Consider the following 23,613-nt stretch of genomic DNA (forward strand, 5'->3'; position numbering starts at 1 on the left):
ACCTTAAGAATAGGGCGATATTGATCTCGCCATCAGCTCAGTACTTTTTGTACGGAGAAAAAATGAGGTGCGACAGGTTGCAGCCTGCCGCGATTGCAATAACTGACTGTTAGGAGAGCTAAAGCCATGAAACTGTACCAAATCACCTATGACCTGCGTAAGCAGCGTAACTACCAATCTCTGTATGAGCGCATTAAGGCCTATGGCTACTGGTGTCGACCGCTGGAATCCACCTGGGTTATTGCCACAGGTCAGAGTGCCATTCAGGTGAGGGATAACCTCAAAGCTGTTATGGATGCTGATGACGGCTTGCTGGTAACCCGGCTTCAGGGGGACGCTGCATGGTATGGGCTGGCACCCGAGCAAGCCAAATGGCTGCAGAATCAGTACCAGAGCTGCGAAGTCTGACCAACTCTTGCGCCAAGGATGGCGCTTTTACCCAGGGCTACTTATGCCAACCCCATTACTTAAATTGAGCGAACTGGCAGAGGTTCGATCTGGTTACACCTTTCGCGGTGCACTGGAGCATGATCCGTCTGGCGATACTCGTGTGCTGCAGATCAAGGATCTGCGACACAGTGCTGCGATTGAGCCCGATAAGCTGATTGCCATTACCTGGGACGCTCGCACTGCTGCGCCCTTACTTCAGGCTGGCGACATCGCCGTGATCTCCCGTGGCGACAGTAACAAGGCTGCCCTTTATAACGATGAGAAGCCCGTTGTCGCGACGAGCCAGTTCTTTATTGTCAGCGCAAAAAAACCAAACGTCTTACCCGAATACTTGTGCTGGATGATCAATTTGCCGCAAAGCCAACGCAGCCTCGAGCGCAGCGGCAGCAGCATCAAGGCCATCAGCAAAGGCGCCTTGCAGGACATGCTGATTCCTCTCCCCCTGCTTGCCACTCAGCAAAAGCTGATCGAGTTGCAGCGACTATGGGATGAAGAAGATCAACTGATCGTGCGCCTGCACACCAACAGAGAGCAAATGCTGCAAGGCATTTACCAGCACCTTATTAAGGATTGAGCCATGAACGACAAAGTAAACCAGGACGACATCAACAGGGCTCTGTGGGCTGCCTGCGACACCTTCCGCGGCACCATCAGTGCGGACACCTACAAAGACTTCATCCTCACCATGCTGTTCCTCAAGTACATCAGCGATGTCTGGCAGGACCACTACGACAACTACAAGAAGGAATACGGCGACGAGCCGGAGCTGATCGAGGAAATGCTCAAGAACGAGCGTTTCGTGTTGTCGCGTGATGCCAGCTTCTACGCCCTCTACGAGCGTCGCCATGAGCCAGGTAACGGCGAGCGCATTGACCAGGCACTGCACGCCATCGAAGAAGCCAACGGCACCAAACTCAAGGATGCCGGCAAGAGCGTGTTCCAGGACATTTCCTTCAACACCGACAAGCTGGGCGAAGAAAAGCAGAAGAACACCATCCTGCGGCACCTGCTGGAAAACTTCGCCGGGGCCGAACTCAACCTCAAGCCGTCCCGCGTTGGCAGCCTGGACGTAATCGGCAACGCCTACGAGTACCTGATCAAGAACTTCGCCGCCAGCGGCGGGCAGAAGGCCGGTGAGTTCTACACCCCACCAGAAGTCTCCGAGCTGATCGCCGAATTGCTCGACCCGCAACCGGGCGACACCATCTGCGACCCGGCCTGCGGCTCGGCCTCGCTGCTGATGAAGTGCGGACGTAAGGTGCGTGAACACCACAACAGCAAGCAATACGCCCTCTATGGCCAGGAAGCCATCGGCTCCACCTGGTCGCTGGCCAAGATGAACATGTTTCTTCACGGCGAGGACAACCACAAGATCGAGTGGGGCGACACCCTGCGCAACCCCAAGCTGCTCGACCAGAATGGCCAGTTGCTAAAGTTCGATATCGTCACTGCCAACCCGCCGTTCTCGCTGGACAAGTGGGGCCATGATGAAGCGGAGCATGATCAATTTGGCCGTTTCAAACGCGGTATCCCGCCGAAAACCAAGGGTGACTTCGCCTTTATTCTGCACATGATCGAAACCCTGAAAGCCAAGACCGGGCGCATGGCCGTGATCGTGCCCCACGGTGTGCTGTTCCGCGGCTCCAGCGAAGGCAAAATCCGTCAGCAACTGATCGAAGAAAATCTGCTGGATGCCGTCATCGGCCTGCCGGAAAAGCTCTTCTATGGCACCGGCATCCCCGCTGCGATCCTGGTTTTCAGCAAAGCCAAGACCGATGAAAGCGTGCTGTTTATTGACGCCAGCAACGACTTTAAGACTGGAAAAAATCAGAACGTTCTTGGGGAGGAGCAGATAAGGAATATCCTGATTACCTACCGTCACCGTATCAACTCGGAAAAATATAGCTACCGCACCAGCCTGCAGGAAATTCGCGATAACGATTACAACCTAAATATCCCTCGTTACGTTGATACATTTGAGGAAGAGGGCGAAGTTGATTTGCGTGCAGTGCGTGCTGAGCGTGAGGATCTGAAAATTCAATTGAGCAAGTTGGAATTTGAGATGGCTAAGTATTTGGAGGAGCTCGGTTATGGTTCCTGAGGGATGGAGTTATACTGAGCTAAGACAACTGACGTCTATTTATGACGGAACTCACTCCACGCCAGACTACGTAGAAAAAGGAGTTCCATTTTATAGCGTAGAGCATTTAACCAGTGGTGATTTTTCAAAAACTAAATTCATCTCAAATGAAGTATATGAGCGCGAAAATAAGCGTGTAAGGTTAGAGAAAGGCGATATCCTGATGACCAGGATTGGGGATATTGGTACTGCTGTCCACTTGGACTGGGAAGTAAAAGCTTCTTTTTATGTAAGCCTGGCGTTAATAAAATCAAGTGATGCATTTTGCTCACTATACTTGACGCAGTACATAAATAGCCATGCATTTCAGCGAGAGCTGTGGCGAAAAATAATTCATGTGGCTTTCCCCAAGAAAATAAATTTAGGAGAAATTGGGAAGTGCCACGTATTGCTTCCGCCTTCTTGTGATCAAGAGAAAATCTCTAGAATTCTTAGAGTTTGGGATCAAGCTATTTCTGTGACGAAAAAAATGGTCAGTAATAGCCAGCGCCAGAAAAAGGCGCTCGCGCAGCAGTTACTAACGGGAAAGAAACGCCTGGCCGTGTTTAAAAAATCATGGGAAAAACATCGTCTGGAAAATCTGTTCTCCAGAGTCACTACCAGGAATACTGAAGCCAGCACAAATGTTGTCACTATTTCGGCCCAGCATGGCCTGATCCGGCAGGAAGATTATTTTAATAAAACGGTAGCCTCAGAAACGTTAGACAACTATTTCCTGCTCAAGAAAGGGCAATTCGCCTACAACAAAAGCTACTCAAATGGCTATCCAATGGGCGCTATAAAACGTCTAAATAAGTATGAAAAAGGCGTAGTTACCACTCTCTATATTTGCTTTGAAGTGCGTGATGAAACCACCTGCAACCCAGAATTTTTTGAGCACTATTTCGAATCTGGCTTGTTGAATAATGGCTTGAGCAAAGTCGCTAACGAAGGCGGCCGAGCGCATGGCTTGCTTAACGTCAAGCCAAGCGACTTCTTTGGGCTAACTGTTTATGTTCCCGAGGTGGATGAGCAAAAAGCAATTTCTGCAGTGCTCACAACAGCTGACCAAGAAATCCAAACGCTCCAAGCCAAACTCGCTTGCCTAAAAGATGAGAAAAAAGCTTTGATGCAGCAACTGTTGACCGGCAAGCGCCGGGTGAAGATAGACGAGAGCTTGCAGGAGGCACCATGCTGACGAATATTCTTATCAATGGTTTCAAAAGCTACCGGAACCAGCGTCTACCGCTCTCACCCTTAACCCTGATGATTGGTGCCAATGCCTCGGGCAAGAGTAATGCACTGGAAGCCTTTCGTTTCTTGTGCTGGCTTGGCCAGGGTCAGAAGCTGTCGGTGTTACGCCACAGGGTCGATGATTCGGAGCAAATCCTCCGCGGTCAGGTCAGGGACCTTCCTTATCTACAGGGCCAGTCGTTTATCTTGGGTTGTGAAACCGACGACAATGAGTGGAATAACTTCAGTGTTGAAATTGCTCTGCGTGATGATGAGTTGCACATTATTCAGGAAAGCATCAACTCACCTCAGCAGAAATTTCCGCTTTACCGCATCGAACAACCCTCTAGCGGGTTAAGTACTGACGTGCGCGTTGCCTACAACAACTTTTCCACAGGTGGCAAGAAGCCACAAATCACATGCTCTGACCAGATTGCTGTCCTTAACCAGCTAGCCAGTTCGGCCATGTTCGACTCTGGGCATAAGAAAGCCCAGAAGGTCATACCAGAGACTACGGAGCACTTTCAGCGTCTACTCGCCAATACCCTGTTCCTTGACCCCGTGCCTGCCTTGATGCGCGGAGATAGTTATCCAGACAAGAAGCTGCGGGGCGACTGCTCTAACCTTTCCGGTGTGCTTTTCACCCTCTGGCAGGACGAAGACGCCCGTCCTGCCATTATCGAATTCATCAAGAGTTTGCCCGAGCAGGACGTGAAAGATGTTTGCTTCTTCGAGGATCGCCGCGGACGCGTATCTCTAGAGTTGGTCGAGAGCTTTGGTGCGGTTGACCGTAACTGGTCCGTTGAACTGCTTTCCGATGGAACTCTAAGAGTACTGGCGATTGCGGCAGCTCTACTTTCTGCGCCGGCAGAGTCAACACTGGTGATCGAAGAGGTCGATAACGGCGTACACCCATCACGCGCCCGACAACTATTGAGAACAATGCGTGAACAAGCAGAGTTGCGCGGAGTTCGCCTACTGCTGAGCACCCATAATCCGGCGTTGATGGATGCGTTGCCGGACAGCGCGTTGGGCGATGTGGTGTTTTGTTACCGGGATCCACAGTACGGCGATAGCCGCTTAGTTCGCCTTGCCGACCTGCAGGACTATGCCGGGCTCGTGTCCCAAGGGCCACTGGGCGAACTGGTTACCAATGGGATAGTTGACCGTTTTGTAAAGTCACCCGTCACAGCAGAGCAGAAACGTCAGAACGCATTAGCTTGGCTGCAGAAAATGCAGGGAGAGGTCTAATGAGCTCGGTTTGCCTGATTGACACTAGCGTTTTCGTAAACCTGTTGAATGTTCCTGGGCTCAATCAGGACGCAGGTCGCGTGGGTGCCGATTTTCTCGAATATGCAGACAACAACTGCACATTTATCCTGCCAATGGCCACCATCCTTGAGACGGGTAACCATATTGCTCAAAACGGCGATGGCCGACTTCGTCGACAAACAGCACAACGATTCTGCGAAGCTGTAAGTGCTGCGTTCACCGAAGAGCCACCATACAGACTCAGCGAGTTCCCGAGCACTCGAGAGGTCCTCGATTGGTTGGCAGAGTTTCCGGGCAAGGCAGGCCAAAACAAATCGCCTGCTCGAACGGGTGAAGGCACCAGCTTTGGTGACCTGAGCATCATCAAGGAATACGAGAGATGCTTAGAGCGCTTCCCAATGAGTGAGCTTTTCATCTGGTCTTTGGATAGCGATCTTGAGGCATACCACCACAAGCCGGCTCCCTTCGCTCGTCGATGATGGTGCCGCACGGGCAGTTGTAAACTCAAAGGTTACAACTGCCGTCCTGCCGTCTGAGACGAGTACTGCTTGCAGCATTCTTCGCCTCCGTCAGGACTTGGTAGTAGGTGATTGCTTAATGACTTGCACTCAACGATTAACCAGCCTGCTCGATCATTAATGGGTCTGTGACCCGCACAGCAGCCAGATTTATCAACGAATTGGTTTCCAGCGGAAACTGGATGGCGGTTTGGAGAACTACAGCGAATGACACCAACACCGAAATTTCAGGAGGAGTACAGCGCAAAAATTCCGGCGCTGGCACTGCTGTGCAACCTCGGCTGGCAGTTCCTCTCACCCGAGCAGGCTTTGGCCGCGCGGGGCGGAAAGAGCGATGAAGTGGTGTTGCGTGATGTGCTGCGCGAGCAACTGAGTAAGCGCCGTTTCTTGTTTGGTGGGGGTGAATATCCGCTCTCAGCCAAGGCCATCGATAATCTGATCAGTGAAGTGTGCAGCCCTGCGCTCAATGAAGGTTTGCAGGCGGCCAACGAGCGGCTTTACAACCATTTACTGTATGGCATCTCGGTAACTGAGTTCGTGGATGGCAAAAAGGCCAACCCGACTGTGGCATTGATCGACTGGCATAACACGGCGAACAACAGCTTTATCTTCACTGAAGAGTTTCGTGTGCTACGCAGTGGTGGAGTGGAAGCACGCAGGCCAGACATTGTTTGCTTCGTTAACGGCATCCCGCTGGTTGTGATCGAGGCCAAGCGTCCCGACAGCAATGCACAGAAAGGCCCTACCATCGACGAAGGCGTTTCACAGAGTTTGCGCAACCAGCGTCACGATGAAATCCCCAGGCTATTCGCTTACAGCCAACTGTTGCTGTCGATCAACGGCAGCGATGGGCGCTACGCCACCTGCGGCACACCTGCGAAATTCTGGGCAGCCTGGCGTGAGGAAGATATCGCCACTGCTGAGTTATATGCGCTGAAGAATCGCCAACTGAGTATCGCGCAGAAAACCTCAATCTTTAGCCACCGCCCTGCCCGTGACCTGGACTGGTATGAAACCCTGATCGGGGGCGGCGAGCTGGCGCTGACAGGCCAGGATCAGTTGCTTATCAGCCTGCTTTCCCCTGCCCGACTGCTGGAGATGACTCGCTACTTCACGCTGTTCGATAAGAAGGCCGGCAAGATCGTCGCCCGCTATCAGCAGGTTTTCGGTATCAAGCGACTGATCGAGCGGATTGGTCACAAGCGCAAGGACGGCGGCCGCGAAGGCGGAGTGATCTGGCATACCACCGGCTCGGGTAAGTCATTCACCATGGTTTTTTTGAGCAAGGCGCTGATCCTGTATGACTCGCTCAAGCAGTGCCGCATTGTGGTGGTTACCGACCGGGTTGATCTGGAAAACCAGCTGAGCAAGACGTTTGCCTCAGGTGGCGAACTGGCAGGCAAGAAGGATCGCGAGGCCGCCATGGCCACTTCCGGAACGCGCTTGGCGGAGCAAATCGGCAAGGGTAATGAACGCATCATTTTTTCGCTGATCCAGAAGTTCAACAGCGCCACCAAGCTGCCGCAGTGCGTGAACACCAGCGCCGATATCATCGTGCTGATCGATGAAGGTCACCGCAGCCAGGGCGGTGAAAACCATATCCGTATGAAGCAGGCGCTGCCCAATGCGGCCTTTGTGGCGTTTACCGGCACGCCGCTGCTCAAGGATGACAAGACAACGAACAAGTTTGGTCCCATCGTGCATGCCTACACCATGCAGCGCGCGGTGGAAGATCAGGCGGTGACGCCGCTGCTCTATGAGGAGCGCATCCCCGATCTGGATGTGAATGCGCGTGCTATCGATAGCTGGTTTGAGCGCATCACCGAAGGGCTTAACGAGCAGCAGAAGGCCGATCTCAAACGCAAGTTCGCCAAGAAAGGCCAGATATACAGCGCTGATGACCGTATTCGTTTGATTGCTCTGGATATCGCCAACCACTTCGTGAAGAACATCGATGAGGGCCTCAAAGGGCAACTGGCCTGTGACAGCAAGGCCTCGGCAATCAAGTACAAACAGTATCTGGATGAGGCGGGGTTATTTGAAAGCGCCGTGGTGATGAGCCCGCCTGATAGCCGTGAGGGCAACACCGATGTGGATGAAGCGGCCTCACCTGAGGTAACCCAATGGTGGAAGAAAAACGTTGGCAGCATCGATGAGCAGGCCTACACCAAGCAGCTGATCGAGCGCTTCGATAAGGATGAATCGCTCAAGCTTCTGATTGTTGTGGACAAGCTACTGACGGGCTTCGATGAGCCGAAAAACACCGTGCTCTACATCGACAAGCCGCTCAAGGAGCACAACCTAATTCAGGCTATTGCTCGGGTAAACCGCCTGCATCCGCTAAAGAAATTCGGCCTGCTGATCGACTACCGCGGCATTCTTTCCGAGCTGGATACCACCATTCAGAAGTATCAGGATCTCGCTTCACGCACCCAGGGCGGCTATGACATTAATGACATCGCTGGCCTCTACAACCAGATGAGCAGCGAGTACAAACGGCTACCTCAGCTGCACAAAGACCTTTTGGCGATTTTCTCTGATGTGAAAAACAAAGGGGATATTGAGCAGTTGCGCCAGGTACTGGTGCCCAAGATGCAGGAGCGTGACGGAGAGCTGGTTGATGTGAATCTCAAGGTGCGCGATGACTTCTACGAGGCGCTGACCGAGTTCGCCAGCTGCCTAAAAGTTGCTTTGCAGTCCGCTTCCTTCTTCGAAGACACCAGCTTCAGCGATACCGACCGCGCCCATTACAAGGAAACCCTCAAGCAGTTCTCCAGCTTGCGCCAACTGGCCAAGCAGGATGCCGGTGAAACGGTGAACTATGACCAGTATGCCGAACAGGTGCGCAAGCTGCTTGATAAGCACGTGGTCGGCGTGGAAGTGAAAGACCCAGGCGGCGTTTACGAAGTCGGCAAGATGGGGCAGCAGAAGCCCGAGCAGTGGAGTGAGGACAAAACCCGCAACGAAACCGACATCATCAAGACCCGCGTGAGCAAGATGATCGAGCAGGAGTTGCGTGATGACCCCTATGCTCAGGAAGCGTTCTCCAAGCTACTGCGCCAGGCCATCGAAGAGGCGGCAAAGCTGTTTGATCATCCGCTCAAGCAGTACCTGCTATTCCACGAATTTGAGCAGCAGGTGCAGGCTCGTAAGCTCGATGAGCTGCCGGATGTTTTTGCAGGTAACCGCCATGCCCAGGCGTACTTTGGTATTTTCAAGAAAAGCCTTCCTGACGCCCTCACTTCAGCTGATGAGCAGGTACAGGAGCATTGGGTAAAACTGGCTTTCAGCCTGGATGAAATGGTCATGACCTCCGTGGCCGAACATTCCATCAACCCCCAAAACATCGAAAGCGATATCCGCAAGAAGCTACTGCCGTTGCTCTTCAAGGAATGCAAAGCGGTGGGCGCTGGTATGGATCAGGCGAAGGCCATGGTTGAGTGGGTGGTGCAAATCACGCGGGTAGGCTTGTCCGGCTTATGAGTGTGCCCATCGTAATGAGCGCTCTACCTGCCCCCGCAGTGTCGAGCTGGCTGAGCTTCCACTATGCCGATGAGTTGATACAGGTTGAAAGGGCGCGAAGGGCGCGCGAGGTTTCACGCATTCTGATCAAGGTCGATCCAGACTGTCGCGTGCGCGTCAGTGCGCCGGATGGGGCCAGCGATGAACAGGTTTTGGCCGCACTGAAGCGACGTGGTCGCTGGATCTATGAGCAACTTCGAGAGTTTCGTGAGCAGCTCACGCATGTCCGCCCGAGGCAGTACATCAGCGGGGAAAGTCACTATTACCTAGGCAAGCAGTATGTGCTCAAGGTTATCGAAGCGCCTGATGAGCTACAGCAGGTGCGTTTGTTGCGGGGCAAGCTGGAAGTGTCTGTACGGGTGAAGTCGGCAGAGAAGATTCGCGAACTCCTACACGCCTGGTACAAAGCCCGCGCCCGTGATGTGTTTGATCGACGCCTAGAAGCTGTCTTGCAACAAGCACTTTGGGTTGCGGCCAAACCACCACTGCGCATTCTCAGTATGCAAACGCAGTGGGGCAGCTGCTCCCCCGCAGGCCGTATCACCCTCAACCCCCACTTGGTTAAAGCATCCCGTGAGTGCATCGACTATGTGATTTTGCATGAGCTTTGCCACATCGCCGAACACAACCACAGCGAGCGATTCTATCGGCTTATGCAACAGGTGATGCCCCAATGGGAAAAGACCAAAAAGCGGCTGGATGGTATGGCGGCTGCCTTGCTGAACGGCTAGTGATTTCTTTGGGGGCTTGCCTCGAAAACACCAGGCCTAAACGCAGGGGCCGATCCAGACGCTGAAAGGCCCCAGAGTTTTGTCTTGCGATCAGACCCGGAAATGCCAGTCGATGGAAGCCATCAGCATCAGGTAGCGCAAGGCTGCGCCGGAGTGGTGGTTCTGCTCCTGAGCTGTGAGCTCTGCACCTGGTAAACGCAGTGTCACTCGAATGCCCAAGCGGCGGTTCTGGGTGCTTCGATTCTCTGGAACTTGCTCAATGAACTTCAAGCGAGGTTTCCCCAGAACTGTTCGCCAACTGCTTTTGGTTTGCCTTGGCGTGCGCGTGTCGTAAATGATGAACTCAGTATCAACCAAAGGGATGCCCAGTTCAGATAGCAGCCAGAGGTACTCACGGGCACTCTGCTCATCCTTGCCGGAGTAGAAACGCAGTGTCGTCTCGCTCGCCCAGCAGCGCTCCACGAAGTCGTCCAGTACTCGGCCAGCTTTGGCTTTATACCGGCTGCTTAGTAGGCGGTAGAGCCGATCCGCATAGGCCGCTACCCCGGCCAGACCTCCGTGTTTAGGCGGCCTTGGGGCAAGTTCAATTCTATGATTTGAGTCAGACGTCGCTGGGCTCTGCAAACGATGCTTTCCGAGGTGGCTGATGTATCTTGCCCGCTCCAGCATGGCCGATCGATCAGCTTCGGTAAACGTAACCCACTCCATGTTGACCGACTGCCCCGAGGACTCTGCGTAAGCCTCGCAGGAGAGCATGGATGAGATTTCAATCAATCTCGTCAGTGCCCACCCACCTTCAACCTTCTGAGGGGAGATCAGTGGGCGCCTAACTTTTACTTGGTTACTGTGCCTATAGACCTTCATGCGGCCGATGATTCGCTGCATGTGCCGAATCTCTGCAGACAGGCCTGCCGCAGGTAGGTCGTCCGGCTTGTTTGGCAAACTGACTTGGGCAATTTTCGCGATGACATGGCCAGGCGGCCAAAATTCAGGATTCCATTGCCAGCACAGCGCCGATAACCATGGCATGCAGTGAACATAGTGGAGCAGGGATGTTTTAGGACTCGCATGCCCGAGCACAGCGCTGGTGATATGGATCACCCGTCGGGTGGGGGCCTCCGGGGAGTGGAAAAATGCTCGGTTTAGCCGTTCTGTGTCCAGCAGCCATTTCATGGTTTGCGGATGCTCGCCGAATAGCAATCCAGCCTGCTGACTAACACCGAATGCTGACGCGGCTAACTTGAACATCAACCACGTCGCACCGGAATGTCTCAGGTGGTGATAGTGCATATCGCTGCACCCAGTTACCCGGCGTAGAGCATCATGAATGGCCGGCATCAGTGTCGATTCAGATACCCATCGAGTCTGGAATTCCGGGATACAGAACAAGAATTGCGAATATGGACTCTTCCGCTCTTCGTCATCGCGCAGCTGGGCAAGGCGTTCAATCAGCTGCAACTCATCCGGCTCAAGCAAAACGTGAAGTGGCAGCGTACGTGTTGAGTTGCGTGTTTTTAACGCGCGCTGAGCATGCGGACGAATATGCAAATTGACCGGCAGCTCGAGGGCAGTTAGTTGGTCAGGCGAAAGCAGCTTAAGGTTTGGATGTCGTTTCCTTACTGCAGAGGCCCGTGCAGCAGGCAGCGCAGGTAATTGCAAATCACGACGCAGCAATTTCAGCGCCTCATTACGACGCAGTCCTAGGCGAAAACCGAAAATCACCATGGCCTGCGCGACCATAGAGAGGCGTGGTGAGCGCTGGCTCAGCGTGCCTGTAGCCAAGTCTCGCAACGTTAGGCGATATTGTTCTTCGCTGACGATTTGGGCATCGACGAACGGAGGCGTTTTTCCAATACCTAACGCGGCATAGGGGCTGATTGGTGGATACGAAAATCTTTTCTGCAGGTAGCCATGGAACTCCAAAATGCCTTTGGCTAGATTCCTCTTCATAGGTGGTGTGGGCTGGGCCTCCAGCATCAGCTCATAGAGTTCCTCCAGCGCGTCCGGCGGAACATCCAAGACGGACTCTACAGACAGAAAATTGTCCAACCCAACACCGACGATTCGAACATAGTTAGCAACTGTTTTGGGCTTCAACGGATTACCGTAAAACGAGCGTCCGTGACATAGAAACGACGCAAAACTACCGATCAGCTGTTCAAGACTTTTAGGTGGCGGCTCATTATCGAGTGCGACAATTTGCTCTTTCCGGACTTTTCGACATAGCGCCGTCAACCACTCGGGAACATTTTTCTCGGGCCTACGAAACCGGTGTTTTTTCCGTTTTTGTTTTTCTTCGATTTTTGGAGTCGGTGCATTTCCGTGCAAATGCTGCCAAGAGTCCGACAAAACCGAATGCGTCACATAGCTGGACCTCGTGGAGTAATTCATTAGTAGCTGTGGCAATTGTGTTTGACGTTGAATACGCAACAACTCAAACACTCGCTCCAGAGAGCCAGGCTGGTTCTCAGGGCAAATTCCTCCTGTGGCCAGAGCCGCTTGAATACATTTAAGTTTTCCGCCCTTTCGATCCAGATAAGGCCTGTTCTCGGCCAGATCTGGAGCGCAGCGCGACAGAAGCGACAGCGTTATCGGGTCTGGGAACCACTGCCGGTTCTCAGCCTCAGGTTGACCTCGGATTGAGAGCGGTAGCCGGAACTCTGGTATTCCGGATATCCAGATGACCTGTCCAGGGTCAAGCTGAGTCAGCGCGCTCAGCTGGGGAATGTCGATCAGAGCACCGTAGTAGCTAGCACTCAGAAGAAGCAGCCCGATCCGCTCATGGGGCGTGAGTTGTTCTAGATCTCGCCTGATGGCGCGCTCCAGCGAATCAACCATGTCCTGACTGGCCGACAGATTCTCTGAGTTGTATAGGTCTGGATTAATCGGATTAGGGCGGCGCTGAGTTTCGATCGCTACCTGAGCCAGCGGCAAGCTCGGATTAAAACGCTGCGCCCGATGCGTCACTTCTCGCAGCGTGTTACGTAATGTTGAGCCTTCGAGCTGACTCCCGAGATTCTGCATCTCTCTGAGGGGGAAATTACGCAGCGAACGTTGTCCGCAGAGCCATTCACCGATGCTGTTGCCGGAATCTTTGCAGCGTTCCTGGAGTTTCAGAAGATATTCATTTTTCCACTCTGGATCGTGTTTTTCCGGGCTCCAGACAACAGATAGCATTTCATCCGAAAGACGTGAGCTATTCATACATCAGCCCCCACAACCAGGTGGCTGTTGCGAACCGTCCAGCCTAGCTCCCGCATCAGTGGCAACAAGTGGCTATGAAGGCCTTGGACATAGGTACGCGGGCAAAAACTCGAGTAAATATCTTGTGGTTCTTCGCCGCTCAGCCAATGACCCATCAGAGCCGACAGTGTCTCAGGCGGACATCCGCGCTCGGCGAGCTCAGTCCTCAAGAATTTGCGGAATCCATTCACTGGATGAGGTGTGAAACCCTCAATCTGGCGCATTACGGCTTTGATATGGAGCGGCCGGATTTCCTCGTAGGAAAGACAACCATCATCGGTAAAGCGCAGGAAAAATCCGTTGGTAGGAACCGGTGCATGTAACTCGAGTTGTCCGGTAATTGCCCTGCAGTGAGCCTTATAGGCCTTTAACTGTCTTCTTAATAGGTCAGTTAACACTACCAGGCGACTCATATGCCCATCATCTGAGCCTTTGTCGCCCAGCGCGCCGTGCCACCCAGGCGATATAAATTCGTCTTCCTGCTTCAACGGGTCGCGAATAGCTCGACACCCAGTCGCCATAAAAAACATTTGAACCGTCCACAGCGACAAACAGTTGTGCCAGTGAACGAGCTGTTGGAGGCCTTTTCGGGGGCGTTTACGCAGCACTGCCAGCAATGCAGCAAGATTAGCTTTTACCGTATCCACCCTAAGGCAGTTTCGGGCACCAACGGCCACCTCAGGAACAGCAAGAATCGATGCACTAGGGGCTTCCAATCCTACGGTGGCATAAACCGCAGTCAACACTCGCTGTACTGATTGGCAATACAGGCGTCGCAGATGGTTGATGCTGAACTGGCTGTAATACAGCGCTGTGTTTGCCGAAATACAGGGCATCCCACATAGCATGGTGGCTGCAACCACATCATGAGAGTCTGCGATGATTTGGCGATGAAGGTAGGAGCGCACTTTGTGCACCGTGTAGCGAGGATCTTCGCCCCCAAGCTCGCTCAACAAGGTGCGGATTTCACGCTCGACGTCTTTAATCTTGCAAGTGATAACTGCAGAGCCATTCACCGGCGACAAGTCTCGGATTGCCATAACAAGCGCAGCCGCCCCAACCATGTCCGGTACCGAGATTGTTGGCTGAGATGCTCGAACGGCATCTCGAGGCAGGAGCTCTTCCGCTGCATAGTCTGGCGTCGGTGCAAAAAATCTGAACTCCGCCGGCCCTGTCTCATCAGTCAGAACCAACTCCAGCACCGAGCTCGGGCGAGCATTGCGCTCAGCTATCCGTAGTTTTTTGCAGTCCTCGAGTGAGCGACCGAACCAGAGCATGAGATGAAGTACCAGCAGTGCCTCCAAGCGCCTCCGTATCTGTGTCTGCTCCTGGCCAGGGGCATTACGAATTCGTTCCCGACAGAATAGAAATTCATCAGTGACACCGAACAGCAGGTTTGCTAGTTCATACTGCGTGAGCAGGTTGTAGCCAAAAGGCAAAAACTGCCTACTGCGAGCAATATGAGCAAGCATGCCCTCATGGCTGAGCAATTCAGCTACATATGGCCTGACCTCACCCCTTGTATCGATCAAACATATTTCACTTGCTGCGGTTAGTTCTCCCGGCGGCAGTGCTTCATCTAAATCATCGTCGAGCGGTTGAGACACCGCGAAGCTTATATATCCAGGGAGCAAGTCTGGGTCGTCCGGATCATCAAGCGGGAACTCGGTAGCACCTTGGCTAATTAGTACGCCTAGGCCTGCGCTGTTTGAACCGCCATTGTGACGATGGCCGCCGCCACCGTGACGCTCAGGCGGCTCCTCACCACCTAGGTAGCGGGCGAGACGAACGATCGGTGCGAAGTACTCTGCTAAATAATTAGTTGAATTGCCGGCGTCGAATTGACGGCAGCCCTGAGCAAATACAGCAGAACTGGACCATATATTTAGATCACCTGGTATGGACAATATCTGCAGTGCGCAGAGCGCTCGGAGTTCTAGGTACGCGGTGTATCTCTGACCTCGGAGGCCAAAGCCATCAGCTCTTTGCTGATAGGCCACGAGCAGCTGCCCAATAAGCCGGTAGTAATCCTGCTCGCATTCTGAATCCGCAGGTTCGTGCCACAGCGTTGCGTATGGGAACGCGTGTTCCAGTACCCCCCTACCGATGACTGGATTACGCGTACGCTTCTCATCTCCGTGGTAAAACATAGGGCCCAAAACAGCAATAAACTTAGGATTGTCTCGGATTGAAATAATCCAACGGCACTCGTCCCGCCAGGCTCTGAGGTCGCACGCGCCTAGGCTGAGCACCGGCGGTACGTCCATTGCATCAAGCGTATTCACGAGCCCCTGTATGACTCGTGGAAAATCAATCAGCTGCGGGTGAACATCTAGAAACCTCAGCATCTCCGCAATCACACCAACGTCGCGACCACGATCTTTCGCCAACGTCAGCAGCTGTGCATGCGGTGAGTCAGGGCTGATTTGCGGCTGATTTCCACTCGACGAATAATTGAATCTATTTGGCATCTTCTTGGCTCTCACTATTTGGACTACTACCTGATAGTGGGAGAGCAAAGGGCACGGTTTTGGGGGTTGAGCTGCGTGTCAGGTAAATTTTAATTTTTTTGAGTTCTTCAAAATTCCGCGCATGCGCGGAAAAATCGTCATGTCGATCAAGCAGCAGCTGGCCAGAATTCCACGGTCGCAAGAGACCTGAATCGGCCAAAGGCGGCCGACCATGTAGTGGACTCGCGGACGTTCATTTGAGGCTTGAAGGTATCTACAAACCGGGAGCTATTTATGCCGCAGCTGCTGGTGGCCACCCCCTTTGGCAGCGGGCGGTTCATTCCTAGTAGGGCTAGTGGCCTACCTGGTGGCTCAGCCGTTCAGCGTGCTCGACCCGACGGTTGATCTCCCGCTCGCACACCTCGCACCACCGCAGTAGTCCTTTATCTCCAGCTCGTTTATCTCACTCAGCTGCATCCGCGGCACTAGCAGCAGTGCCTCGTCCCAGTACTGCTGAACCGTCTCCACCGCCAACCACTTCCCGAAACACCTCGGTCACCGTTCGTGAGTCGGCAATATTCAGCTCAATATCCAACTCGCTCAGATCGCCCAGGGTTAGGCCGGTCATCTTGGCGGACAGTGCTGCTGGGCATCGGCAATGTCCTTGCGCTTGTGGTGGCGAATGGGCAGTTTGTCGATACGGTTGCCCGCGCCGCCGGTGAAGGGAAACTTGAGGGGAGTGTGCAGGGTTTCAGCCATGTTCGTTGCTCCGGGTGATGGGTATCCGAAAGGAGCTCTGAGCATCGCACCTAGCCGGCCAACAGGCTTTTAATCTGGTTTAAAGAGATGCCATGGGAGGCAAGAGTGGAAGAAGAAGTGACGCTGGAGCATGAGGGGCAGATCTACTCGGCTAGCTATATCCAGCTGGGCGATGAGTTGACGGTCTATCTGCCGGATGGCTCCACACGGCAAACAACGCTCAGGGGCCTGAACCCCGATCATGCTGCCGAAACCCATCTGCGCGGGTATCTGTCCGCCCTGAAGTGCAAGGCCCGAGGTGAGCCATGACGGCCAGCAACATTGAACGGTTCGACGTTCTGACGGGGCGGGTACTGGCTGAGCTGTATCAGCATTTCCCGGTGGATTTGGATCTTGAGGCCTGGAGCTATCGCGACCTCTTCACCGGAGCCCCAATGGAGGATGGCTGGTTAGCGAAAGAGGATGGCGTTTTCTTTCAATCCACCGTGCTCTGGCTTGGCAGTGCCGGCTACATAGAGCATGGAAGCGCTGCCAACAATGGGGATGTTTACCGCTGTGTACTGACAGCCAAAGGTCTTGAAGTGCTGAAAGCTTTCCCAGCTAGCTTGCAGGCTGGGCCAACACTGGGCGACAAGCTGGTGGACGCATCCAAGGGCGGTGCTAAGGAGGTGTTACGCGGCGTTGCCAGCGAGGCGCTTTCCCTTGGGGCCAGGATGCTAACTGCTCAGCTCGGCTTGCCCGGCTAGGGAGGGATAATGGCGGACTGGGTGTGGGTATTGCCAACTGAGGCAGTGGTGGGTTGCACAGTAGCCGGGAGGAAGATTATCTACGTGACAGAGAAGAAGGAGATGCGCACAGAGGCTTTGTGCAGAAAAACTCTGCGGCAAATGTGGCCCGGTTACTATCAGTTAGTCCGTATCGAATAAGAAAGCCCCTCAATCGCGGTGCCTCTGCAGGGAGAATGGCGATGTTTGAAGAAACAATCCGCGCACTGAAAGAGCTTGGCGACGAAAAATCTACCGTCGCCATCTCCGCAGACGATGACAACTACTTCGATCGCGAGTGTCCCGCGCCAGAATGCCTAGCTCAGTTCAAGGTTCTGATGGCAGATTGGAAGGACAAGGTTAGGGACGAGGAGGTCTTTTGTCCGTTCTGCGGCCACACCGCTGATGCTCAGAAGTGGTGGACGCAGGAACAGCTAAATCACGCACGGGACGTCGCTATGGCGAAGGTTCAAGCGGCTTTAGGTGGTGCACTTCGCCTTGATGCGCAGAGGTTCAATCAGAGGCAGCCCAAGGGTGGATTCATCTCGATGAGCATGAAGGTGGACAGCAGACCTCAGCATGTCCCTATCCCCTATGCCGCGGCAGCCCCCATGCGTCTCAAGATCACCTGTGGTGAATGCGGATGTAGGTATGCCGTCGTCGGTGCGGCGTATTTCTGCCCGTCTTGCGGAGCAAACGCTGCGGAACTTGTCTTCGATCTCACGGCCCAGGGCATCCGGCAGTCGCTTGAAGCCGTTGATGCCATCAGAGCTGCCATTGCAGACGCAGACACTGCTGAGAACACGTGCCGTCTGATCGTTGAGAGTGCTTTGCAGAACGTGGTGACGGCATTCCAGAGGGTTGCAGAAGCACTTCACGCACGCGTAGCGCCGACAACCAAGATCCGGCGCAATGCATTTCAGAACCTTGCCGAGGGCTCAGCTCTTTGGGCTGCTGCGATGGGGCGCGGTTACGATAGGCATCTTACGGTCGTCGAGATGGAACAACTGACAACGGCCTTCCAACAGCGTCACCTGCTCGCTCACACACAGGGCGTCGTCGATGATGATTACATCCGGAAAACCGGTGACACACGGTATAAGTCTGGGCAGCGGTTGGTGATCAAGCGCGAGGCAGTGGCTGAAACACTTACTCTGGTCGAGCAATTGACTCATGGCATCCGCGAGGACGCCAAGGATAAACGGTGAGCTCATCAGCAACTGGCTTTGGCCGGGGTCGGACTTTACCACTCACTGCATACCAGTTAGAGATGTTTGCAGCCACTGAATGGCGTTTGGCAAGCGAGCTAGTCCCTCTTTAGCGAGCCCGGTCACCATTGTTTCCAAACCTTTTGCTGGCAAGCCCTTCACCTCTGCGATCAACTGGCTCTTAACGCTGTCTTCCAACTCCGAAGCTTCGATCTGCTTGGCAAGTAGCTCACGGACACTGTCAGCATGCAGCCGAACGGTCAGGGTGCCCAAAACTGCAGTGAGCCCGCCGTCATCCTCCAAGAAATCCAATCCGTTGGCTGTCAGTGCAAGTTTCGTCGGCAAGAAGTCGCCACGACCTGTGGAGGTCATCCGTAAATCACCGCCCACCAAGCCGTGCTCGATCAGATAAGCAGCGTTTGCCATCAGATGTTGAGGATCAGCGTGTAGATGCTCCATACGGTTAGTGAAAAATGGCGCCGGGTAGTGTTCGCGCAACTCTTCCAGCAGCTTACGCTGTAGATCACGATCAAGTTTCATAGAGCCTCCATGCAGTTGTTATTGGTTACTGAATCCTAACTTAGACAAGCGAGCATGCGCAGAATCAGCTTCTGGTGCTCAGGCAGGTCGGCCAGCGGCACCAGAAAGAACAGCCCGATGTCAGCGACTTCTTTACAGGATCATGCGACGGGTTCGTCAGGCGGGAATTGATCAAGCAGCGCGGTCAGCTCGTCTACTAGACGTTGATGACCTGCTGGATTCAGATCCATATTCGTGAGGATACAAGGTTGCGACATTGCCATTCGCTGTTCCCCCGTTTCATCCCACACCTCTATTCGACCATTGCAGTACATGCACCAGAGAAACGAGTGGACTGCCAACTCCTCCTGAACTGAGGCGCGGCTATTGCGATCTTGGCGGAAACCCACATCCCGTAATGGATCGAACAGTAAGCGCTCGTTAACGAAATCGAGCGTTATTCGAACGAGGACGTTCTGGCTCTCACTTTCGAGATCAATAACCAGCTTCCCTTCGAGTAGCCCGCCCCCTGACATTTTCATTTTCCCCAACGGAAAGAATTTGCCTTGCTTACGGGCTAGGACGAAGTAGTGCTCCGGACCTTCGTACTTCTCGCCTGGCGCCAACGCTCCACGTCGAAGTGCTTCCAGCTCGACATCGTTGAAGAGCTCCCTGAAGCCTGCAAGCTCATAGAGGTGGTCTCTCTCGTAAGCGCCAGGTCGGGTAATTTCAAGACGTTCCTCCATGGCAATCTCAGCCAAATGGCGCATGAGAGGAAGGTCCTGGATGATGCGCTGATGGTCGGAGGGATCGTCAGGATCAACAATGTCATCCCGCTCAGCATGAGCGATCGCGTGACGACCTTGGTTGGCTACATAGGTCGAAATGTCCTCGCCTGCTCGAATCAATTCACTTCTTCGTTCGATGGCCTTCCTGTCGGTTAGCCGCGGTAGCGTTGCGGCGATCCAGGGCCCGCGTTCCCTCCCATTGGGCAATGACCGACTGAAGGCCTTGTAGAACCCCAGAAACGAGTAGAAGGGGTTATCTATGGACAGGCCTTCCCGATAATAAGCCAACGCTTTGCGTGCCTCGTCACTAACAGGTGCGCAAAGGTTGTCAGCTGGAAGGTAGTCCGTAATCGCATTGTTTCGTGACATACCTAATCGGAAAGGAGAACTCCCACCGCCCCACATGACCAGCTCTACTTTTTGATCTTCACGCCAAGCTATGGCGGTTGCGAGCCGCATGATTACTGCCCTGCACTGGTGGTCAGTCAGGCCTAGACCATCGGTACGAAGCGCGATAGCGGGTAGAGTGTCCCCGCGTTCACCGCGCTCTGCGGGCTGGAGCAAGAACCGTATACCCTCGAAGGAGAGAACTTGTGCCCGCTTGGGCCAAAAAGCTCTGGTTTCCACACCTGCCGTTATCCAGTGTCCGCGCTGCTGCTGAAGTTGTTCAGCTTCTTCGAAAGGGTCTTGTGTCGCCAGCATGGGCCTAGCCTCATAATGAGTTTTTGCTGTACAGAGTAAATCTACGCCCAGCCCGAGAGGCGGCTTCCGAGCGGCGTGAGGCATGGACTATAGATGGTCGAACTCAGTGCTTCCGAATATGCCCTGATTTCGTAGATGCTCGATAACTGTGGGCGCTGGTGATTCTGACACTTTATTCCAGTGGTTCTGACCCGCCTGCGCTGGAGGTTCTGCCCCACCCATTCCAGTGATTGTGATCCACCGCGCCGATGATTCTGACCCACCCATAAAGCGTTAAACTATCCGATCTATCCCTTCCTCGCAGGTCGCCGCAATTGATTGAAGAAGGCAGCCAAAATGTCTACGCCGATCTCGGTTGTGCCAATGCCGACGCAATGAAGCGCAAAGCCATGCTCATTGTGCGTATCAGTGATGTTATCTCCGCCAAGGGGCTAGGGCTTGCCCAAGCGTCAGCAGTGATGGGCATCGGGACATTGTGTTTAGAGTCCTGGATAATGGGGCACTTTCTAGGTGCAGACGAAGCTGTACTTCATACCTGCTTACGCTACCTTGAGATGCCGCCTCACTGACTAGGCCATTTTCGCGGGCGCGAAAATAACGAAGGGGCATTGCCCCCTTCGTAGTTCATCAGTTATGCCTTGGCCGCCTGTTTGCGCAGGGACTCACCCTTGAGCCCGATACGGTGTGAGCGGTGGACGATACGATCCAAGATGGCCTCGGCCAGCGTGGCGTCGTTGAACATGCTGTGCCAGTGTTCCGTGGGGAACTGGCTGGTGATGATCAGCGAACCGGTCTGCATGCGCTGATCGACAATATCCAGCAAGGTATACCCCACCGAGGGTTCTACCGGAGCCAGCCCGAAGTCATCGAGAATGAGTAGGTGGACTTTGCTCAAAACCGTTCGGTACTTGGGCAGAGAACCGTCGCCAATGGCGATTTGCAGCTCTTCATAGAGCTTCGAGGCGCTTTTATAGATCACCGAGTAGCCCTGCCGGCAGGCCTGGCTACCAAATGCGCAAGCGAGCCAGCTCTTGCCTGTGCCGGTGGCTCCGGTCAGCAGCAGGTTCTGTTGCTGACCGATCCAACCACAACCCGCCAAGCCGGCGATCACTTGCTTATCCAGGCCCCGACTACTGCGATAGTCCACATCTTCCAGGTGAGCCGCATAGCGCAGCTTTGCCTGTTTCAACAGTCGAGACAGTTTGCGGTTCTCGCGCTCGTTTAGTTCACGGTCAACCATCAAACCCAAGCGGTCATCAAAGGGCAGCTCCTGCATGCTCGGCTGCTCAAGCTGGTCGCGGTAGGCCTTGGCCATACCGGACAGTTGCAATTGCTGGAGCTTGTTTTGGGTCTGTTGGTTCAGCATGTCGAGTGATCCTTTTCATCGGCAAAGTAATGGGCACCGCGAAGGTTTTCGTGAGCGGGGGTTGAGCTGGGCAGAGCCTTCAGGCCTGGGCGCTTGTCGGGTTGCTCACGCGAGATGGATTGCAGGCTTTTCAGGGCAAAAGTCTTGATGGTCAGCGCATAGGCGCAGGCCTCTTCCAGTCGCGCATCGCCATGCAAGCGGGCTTCCTTGCGCAAGGCACTGGCGGCTTTGTGCCCATTGGCTACATCGGCCCGCTCGGTCAGGTGATAGTGCAGGTGGCGCAGCAGTGCAGGCCCGACCCGCTCACCCCAGGTCAGCAGTGCGGCGGGTTCGCTGTCGGCGTAATACTGGTGGTTCGGCGGTCGGTGCTCCGGCTGCACACTGATTCCAGAGACGTACTGGCGGGCATGGCTGCTGACGCGCAGATGGTTGTGGAATACCTCAACGACCTGGCCGGTGGCGCGCACATCCACCTGTTGCTGTACCAGCCGGCTTGGCACGGAGTAATGGTGATTGTCGTACTCCACCAGGTAGTCACTGCGCACCCGTACCTTGAAGCGCCAATCGGCATGCTCGTAGGTGTGGGCTGGCAGGGGCTGGAGTGCAGGCTGATCCACTTCGACGAACAGGCTGTGCCGACTACTGCCAGGCTGGCGTTTGAACGGGCGTTGATTGAACGCCGGTAGCATCTCCAAGATGGCCTGGTTGAGTTCCGCCAAGCTGAAGAAACGGCGATGGCGCAGGGCTGCCAACAGCCAGCGCTGAACCAGTTTCACTCCGGCCTCCACTTTGCCCTTGTCTTTGGGCTTACGCGGACGGGCCGGCAGGATGATGGCCTGATAGTGTTGGGCCAGTTGCTGGTAGATCAGGTTGAGCTGGACTTCATCCTTGCCATGCTTGATCACTGCTGCCTTGAGGTTGTCGGGAACCAGCAGGCGAGGCACACCCTCGAAGAAGTTGAACGCCTGTACATGACAGTGCATCCAATCCTCAATTTTCTGGCTCCACACGGCACAGGCGAAGGTGTAGCTGGAGTAGCCCAGCACGCCGACAAATATTTGCGCCTGCCGAGGCTCCGCCTGGTCGTCCAGATAGACCGGCATGGTCTTGCCGGAGAAGTCCAAAAACAGCTTGTCTCCAGGCTGATGCAGCTGCCGCATTGCCAGGGGCTGCTGTTGCAGGAAGCTGCGGTAACTGGCCGTGAACTGCGAATAGGCGATGCCATCTGGCTCGGTGGCCCGCCATTCACGCCATAGCAGCTCTAGCGTAACGCTGGGGTTACGCATTTCCGCATGCACCCAGTTCCAGTCGGGACAGGCTTTCAGGCGAAAGCCGTTGAACGGCTTGATACCCAAGCGCTCATAAAGCTGCTCGTCGTTCCATCCAGGAAGCTGAACCACATCGAGGACGATGCTTTCCAAGTGGCGACGCAGGCGCTTTAGACTATTGCGTGAAAGCCCAGTGCTATGAGCGATTTCGCGCGTTGATAGGCGTGTGCCATAGTGCAGGCGCACGGCCTCGCGCAGCAGGCGCGGTTCAATTCTGACTCTCATTCACACTCCTTCTTGCCCCATGGGTGGGGCGCTGAACGGCAGGCAATACCTGCCCCTCGGCCTTGACAGCCGATGGAAGGACGCTGAGAATCCACAAGCGTTGAAGGTGCTTGCGTCATCTAGAAAAAGGCTCGGAGTTGCTGCTCCGGGCCTTTTTTGCGTCCGTTGTTTTTATTTACCCGTATGAGCTAATCGATAACCTGACTCCCTATGGATGTGTGCGGCTCAAAGGTTGTGGCGACCTGATACACCAGCCTGCGCGGCCAGCCACCTCTCGACCTCTTGCTTGAGGAACAATCGACGGCGGCCGACGCGGAACGAAGGCGGCATCGGCAAGCCCATGCTCAGTCGGTTGCGCGCCGTATGCTCAGAAATTCTGAGAATCTGACTCACCTCCATGAGTGTCATCGTCTCCA

The 23,613-nt window shown here is 54.3% G+C and carries 20 protein-coding genes; 12 read left to right on the forward strand and 8 right to left on the reverse strand.

Annotated elements, in window-relative coordinates:
• Positions 1-126: 126 nt before the first annotated feature.
• The 8 genes from CYD26_RS09940 (at position 127) to CYD26_RS09975 (ending at position 9,845) form a co-directional block, all read left to right on the forward strand.
• Complete coding sequence (locus CYD26_RS09940) at positions 127-408, forward strand: hypothetical protein (RefSeq protein WP_102052505.1); 282 nt, start codon at positions 127-129, stop codon at positions 406-408.
• Positions 347-1,024, forward strand: a complete 678-nt coding sequence (locus CYD26_RS09945) for a restriction endonuclease subunit S (RefSeq protein ID WP_256588000.1) — start codon at positions 347-349, stop codon at positions 1,022-1,024. Before CYD26_RS09940 ends, CYD26_RS09945 begins: the two co-directional genes overlap by 62 nt.
• Positions 1,025-1,027: 3 nt before the next feature.
• Positions 1,028-2,551 carry a type I restriction-modification system subunit M gene (locus CYD26_RS09950; protein ID WP_102052507.1) on the forward strand — a complete coding sequence of 508 codons (1,524 nt, stop codon included), beginning with the start codon at positions 1,028-1,030 and terminating at the stop codon, positions 2,549-2,551.
• The gene (locus CYD26_RS09955) at positions 2,541-3,767 is read left to right on the forward strand and encodes a restriction endonuclease subunit S (RefSeq protein WP_102052508.1); all 1,227 of its coding nucleotides are present in this window, start codon (positions 2,541-2,543) and stop codon (positions 3,765-3,767) included. The genes CYD26_RS09950 and CYD26_RS09955 overlap by 11 nt, the downstream gene beginning before the upstream one ends.
• The gene (locus CYD26_RS09960) at positions 3,761-5,053 is read left to right on the forward strand and encodes an AAA family ATPase (protein WP_102052509.1); all 1,293 of its coding nucleotides are present in this window, start codon (positions 3,761-3,763) and stop codon (positions 5,051-5,053) included. The genes CYD26_RS09955 and CYD26_RS09960 overlap by 7 nt, the downstream gene beginning before the upstream one ends.
• A complete protein-coding gene (locus tag CYD26_RS09965) occupies positions 5,053-5,553 on the forward strand; it encodes a hypothetical protein (RefSeq protein WP_102052510.1) in 501 nt (166 codons plus the stop codon). Before CYD26_RS09960 ends, CYD26_RS09965 begins: the two co-directional genes overlap by 1 nt.
• 246 nt (positions 5,554-5,799) lie before the next feature.
• Complete coding sequence (locus CYD26_RS09970) at positions 5,800-9,075, forward strand: type I restriction endonuclease subunit R (protein WP_102052511.1); 3,276 nt, start codon at positions 5,800-5,802, stop codon at positions 9,073-9,075.
• A gap of 14 nt (positions 9,076-9,089) precedes the next feature.
• Complete coding sequence (locus CYD26_RS09975; RefSeq protein WP_102052512.1) at positions 9,090-9,845, forward strand: M48 family metallopeptidase; 756 nt, start codon at positions 9,090-9,092, stop codon at positions 9,843-9,845.
• Between the two features lie 90 nt (positions 9,846-9,935).
• Here the strand turns inward: CYD26_RS09975 and CYD26_RS09980 are convergent, their stop codons facing one another.
• The 3 genes from CYD26_RS09980 to CYD26_RS25480 all read right to left on the reverse strand — a co-directional run bounded on the left by CYD26_RS09980 (position 9,936) and on the right by CYD26_RS25480 (position 16,297).
• On the reverse strand, positions 9,936-13,049 hold the full coding sequence (locus CYD26_RS09980; protein ID WP_102052513.1) for a hypothetical protein: 3,114 nt from the start codon (positions 13,047-13,049) through the stop codon (positions 9,936-9,938).
• Positions 13,046-15,559 carry a site-specific integrase gene (locus tag CYD26_RS25475; protein ID WP_256588001.1) on the reverse strand — a complete coding sequence of 838 codons (2,514 nt, stop codon included), beginning with the start codon at positions 15,557-15,559 and terminating at the stop codon, positions 13,046-13,048. Before CYD26_RS25475 ends, CYD26_RS09980 begins: the two co-directional genes overlap by 4 nt.
• Positions 15,560-16,162: 603 nt before the next feature.
• Positions 16,163-16,297 carry a hypothetical protein gene (locus CYD26_RS25480; RefSeq protein WP_256045010.1) on the reverse strand — a complete coding sequence of 45 codons (135 nt, stop codon included), beginning with the start codon at positions 16,295-16,297 and terminating at the stop codon, positions 16,163-16,165.
• Positions 16,298-16,402: 105 nt separating this feature from the next.
• Here CYD26_RS25480 and CYD26_RS09995 point away from each other — a divergent pair, with 105 nt between their 5' ends.
• The 3 genes from CYD26_RS09995 (at position 16,403) to CYD26_RS10005 (ending at position 18,269) form a co-directional block, all read left to right on the forward strand.
• Positions 16,403-16,606, forward strand: coding sequence for a hypothetical protein (locus tag CYD26_RS09995; RefSeq protein WP_102052514.1), 204 nt, complete (start codon positions 16,403-16,405; stop codon positions 16,604-16,606).
• Positions 16,603-17,043, forward strand: coding sequence for a hypothetical protein (locus CYD26_RS10000; RefSeq protein ID WP_102052515.1), 441 nt, complete (start codon positions 16,603-16,605; stop codon positions 17,041-17,043). Before CYD26_RS09995 ends, CYD26_RS10000 begins: the two co-directional genes overlap by 4 nt.
• Positions 17,044-17,264: 221 nt before the next feature.
• Positions 17,265-18,269 (forward strand): hypothetical protein, encoded by a 1,005-nt coding sequence (locus CYD26_RS10005; protein WP_102052516.1) that lies wholly within the window; start codon positions 17,265-17,267, stop codon positions 18,267-18,269.
• Positions 18,270-18,311: 42 nt separating this feature from the next.
• On the opposite strand, the gene CYD26_RS10010 is transcribed toward CYD26_RS10005, so the two are convergent.
• Together CYD26_RS10010 and mauJ are read right to left on the reverse strand one after the other, a co-directional pair.
• Positions 18,312-18,809, reverse strand: coding sequence for a hypothetical protein (locus CYD26_RS10010; RefSeq protein ID WP_102052517.1), 498 nt, complete (start codon positions 18,807-18,809; stop codon positions 18,312-18,314).
• A gap of 140 nt (positions 18,810-18,949) precedes the next feature.
• The gene (mauJ, locus tag CYD26_RS10015) at positions 18,950-20,035 is read right to left on the reverse strand and encodes a methylamine utilization protein MauJ (RefSeq protein WP_256588003.1); all 1,086 of its coding nucleotides are present in this window, start codon (positions 20,033-20,035) and stop codon (positions 18,950-18,952) included.
• 557 nt (positions 20,036-20,592) lie between these two features.
• Here mauJ and CYD26_RS10020 point away from each other — a divergent pair.
• Positions 20,593-20,847, forward strand: a complete 255-nt coding sequence (locus tag CYD26_RS10020) for an XRE family transcriptional regulator (RefSeq protein WP_102052518.1) — start codon at positions 20,593-20,595, stop codon at positions 20,845-20,847.
• Positions 20,848-20,909: 62 nt separating this feature from the next.
• Here CYD26_RS10020 and istB read toward each other — a convergent pair whose 3' ends face one another.
• From istB to CYD26_RS25885, 3 genes are all read right to left on the reverse strand, one after another.
• The gene (istB, locus tag CYD26_RS10025) at positions 20,910-21,644 is read right to left on the reverse strand and encodes an IS21-like element helper ATPase IstB (protein ID WP_102052519.1); all 735 of its coding nucleotides are present in this window, start codon (positions 21,642-21,644) and stop codon (positions 20,910-20,912) included.
• Entirely contained in the window at positions 21,638-23,197 is a 1,560-nt protein-coding gene (istA, locus tag CYD26_RS10030; RefSeq protein ID WP_102052520.1) for an IS21 family transposase, read from the reverse strand. Before istA ends, istB begins: the two co-directional genes overlap by 7 nt.
• Positions 23,198-23,422: 225 nt before the next feature.
• A complete protein-coding gene (locus CYD26_RS25885; protein WP_102052528.1) occupies positions 23,423-23,605 on the reverse strand; it encodes a helix-turn-helix domain-containing protein in 183 nt (60 codons plus the stop codon).
• Between the last annotated feature and the right edge of the window lie 8 nt (positions 23,606-23,613).

Origin of the sequence: Pseudomonas sp. FFUP_PS_473 (assembly GCF_002858665.1) — a bacterium.
In the GTDB taxonomy this organism is placed as follows: Bacteria; Pseudomonadota; Gammaproteobacteria; order Pseudomonadales; family Pseudomonadaceae; genus Aquipseudomonas; species Aquipseudomonas defluvii.

Bases quoted from the DNA above. Each gene is read 5' to 3' on its own strand.
- CYD26_RS10005 (WP_102052516.1), top strand. From the start codon at position 17,265: ATGTTTGAAGAAACAATCCGCGCACTGAAAGAGCTTGGCGACGAAAAA.
- CYD26_RS25885 (WP_102052528.1), bottom strand. From the start codon at position 23,605: ATGACACTCATGGAGGTGAGTCAGATTCTCAGAATTTCTGAGCATACG.
- CYD26_RS09975 (WP_102052512.1), top strand. From the start codon at position 9,090: ATGAGCGCTCTACCTGCCCCCGCAGTGTCGAGCTGGCTGAGCTTCCAC.
- CYD26_RS10010 (WP_102052517.1), bottom strand. From the start codon at position 18,809: ATGAAACTTGATCGTGATCTACAGCGTAAGCTGCTGGAAGAGTTGCGC.
- CYD26_RS10000 (WP_102052515.1), top strand. From the start codon at position 16,603: ATGACGGCCAGCAACATTGAACGGTTCGACGTTCTGACGGGGCGGGTA.
- istB (WP_102052519.1), bottom strand. From the start codon at position 21,644: ATGCTGAACCAACAGACCCAAAACAAGCTCCAGCAATTGCAACTGTCC.
- CYD26_RS09940 (WP_102052505.1), top strand. From the start codon at position 127: ATGAAACTGTACCAAATCACCTATGACCTGCGTAAGCAGCGTAACTAC.
- CYD26_RS09960 (WP_102052509.1), top strand. From the start codon at position 3,761: ATGCTGACGAATATTCTTATCAATGGTTTCAAAAGCTACCGGAACCAG.
- CYD26_RS09955 (WP_102052508.1), top strand. From the start codon at position 2,541: ATGGTTCCTGAGGGATGGAGTTATACTGAGCTAAGACAACTGACGTCT.
- CYD26_RS09945 (WP_256588000.1), top strand. From the start codon at position 347: ATGGGCTGGCACCCGAGCAAGCCAAATGGCTGCAGAATCAGTACCAGA.
- CYD26_RS09950 (WP_102052507.1), top strand. From the start codon at position 1,028: ATGAACGACAAAGTAAACCAGGACGACATCAACAGGGCTCTGTGGGCT.
- CYD26_RS09965 (WP_102052510.1), top strand. From the start codon at position 5,053: ATGAGCTCGGTTTGCCTGATTGACACTAGCGTTTTCGTAAACCTGTTG.
- CYD26_RS25480 (WP_256045010.1), bottom strand. From the start codon at position 16,297: ATGGCTGAAACCCTGCACACTCCCCTCAAGTTTCCCTTCACCGGCGGC.
- istA (WP_102052520.1), bottom strand. From the start codon at position 23,197: ATGAGAGTCAGAATTGAACCGCGCCTGCTGCGCGAGGCCGTGCGCCTG.
- CYD26_RS09980 (WP_102052513.1), bottom strand. From the start codon at position 13,049: ATGAATAGCTCACGTCTTTCGGATGAAATGCTATCTGTTGTCTGGAGC.
- CYD26_RS09970 (WP_102052511.1), top strand. From the start codon at position 5,800: ATGACACCAACACCGAAATTTCAGGAGGAGTACAGCGCAAAAATTCCG.
- CYD26_RS25475 (WP_256588001.1), bottom strand. From the start codon at position 15,559: ATGCCAAATAGATTCAATTATTCGTCGAGTGGAAATCAGCCGCAAATC.
- mauJ (WP_256588003.1), bottom strand. From the start codon at position 20,035: ATGCGGCTCGCAACCGCCATAGCTTGGCGTGAAGATCAAAAAGTAGAG.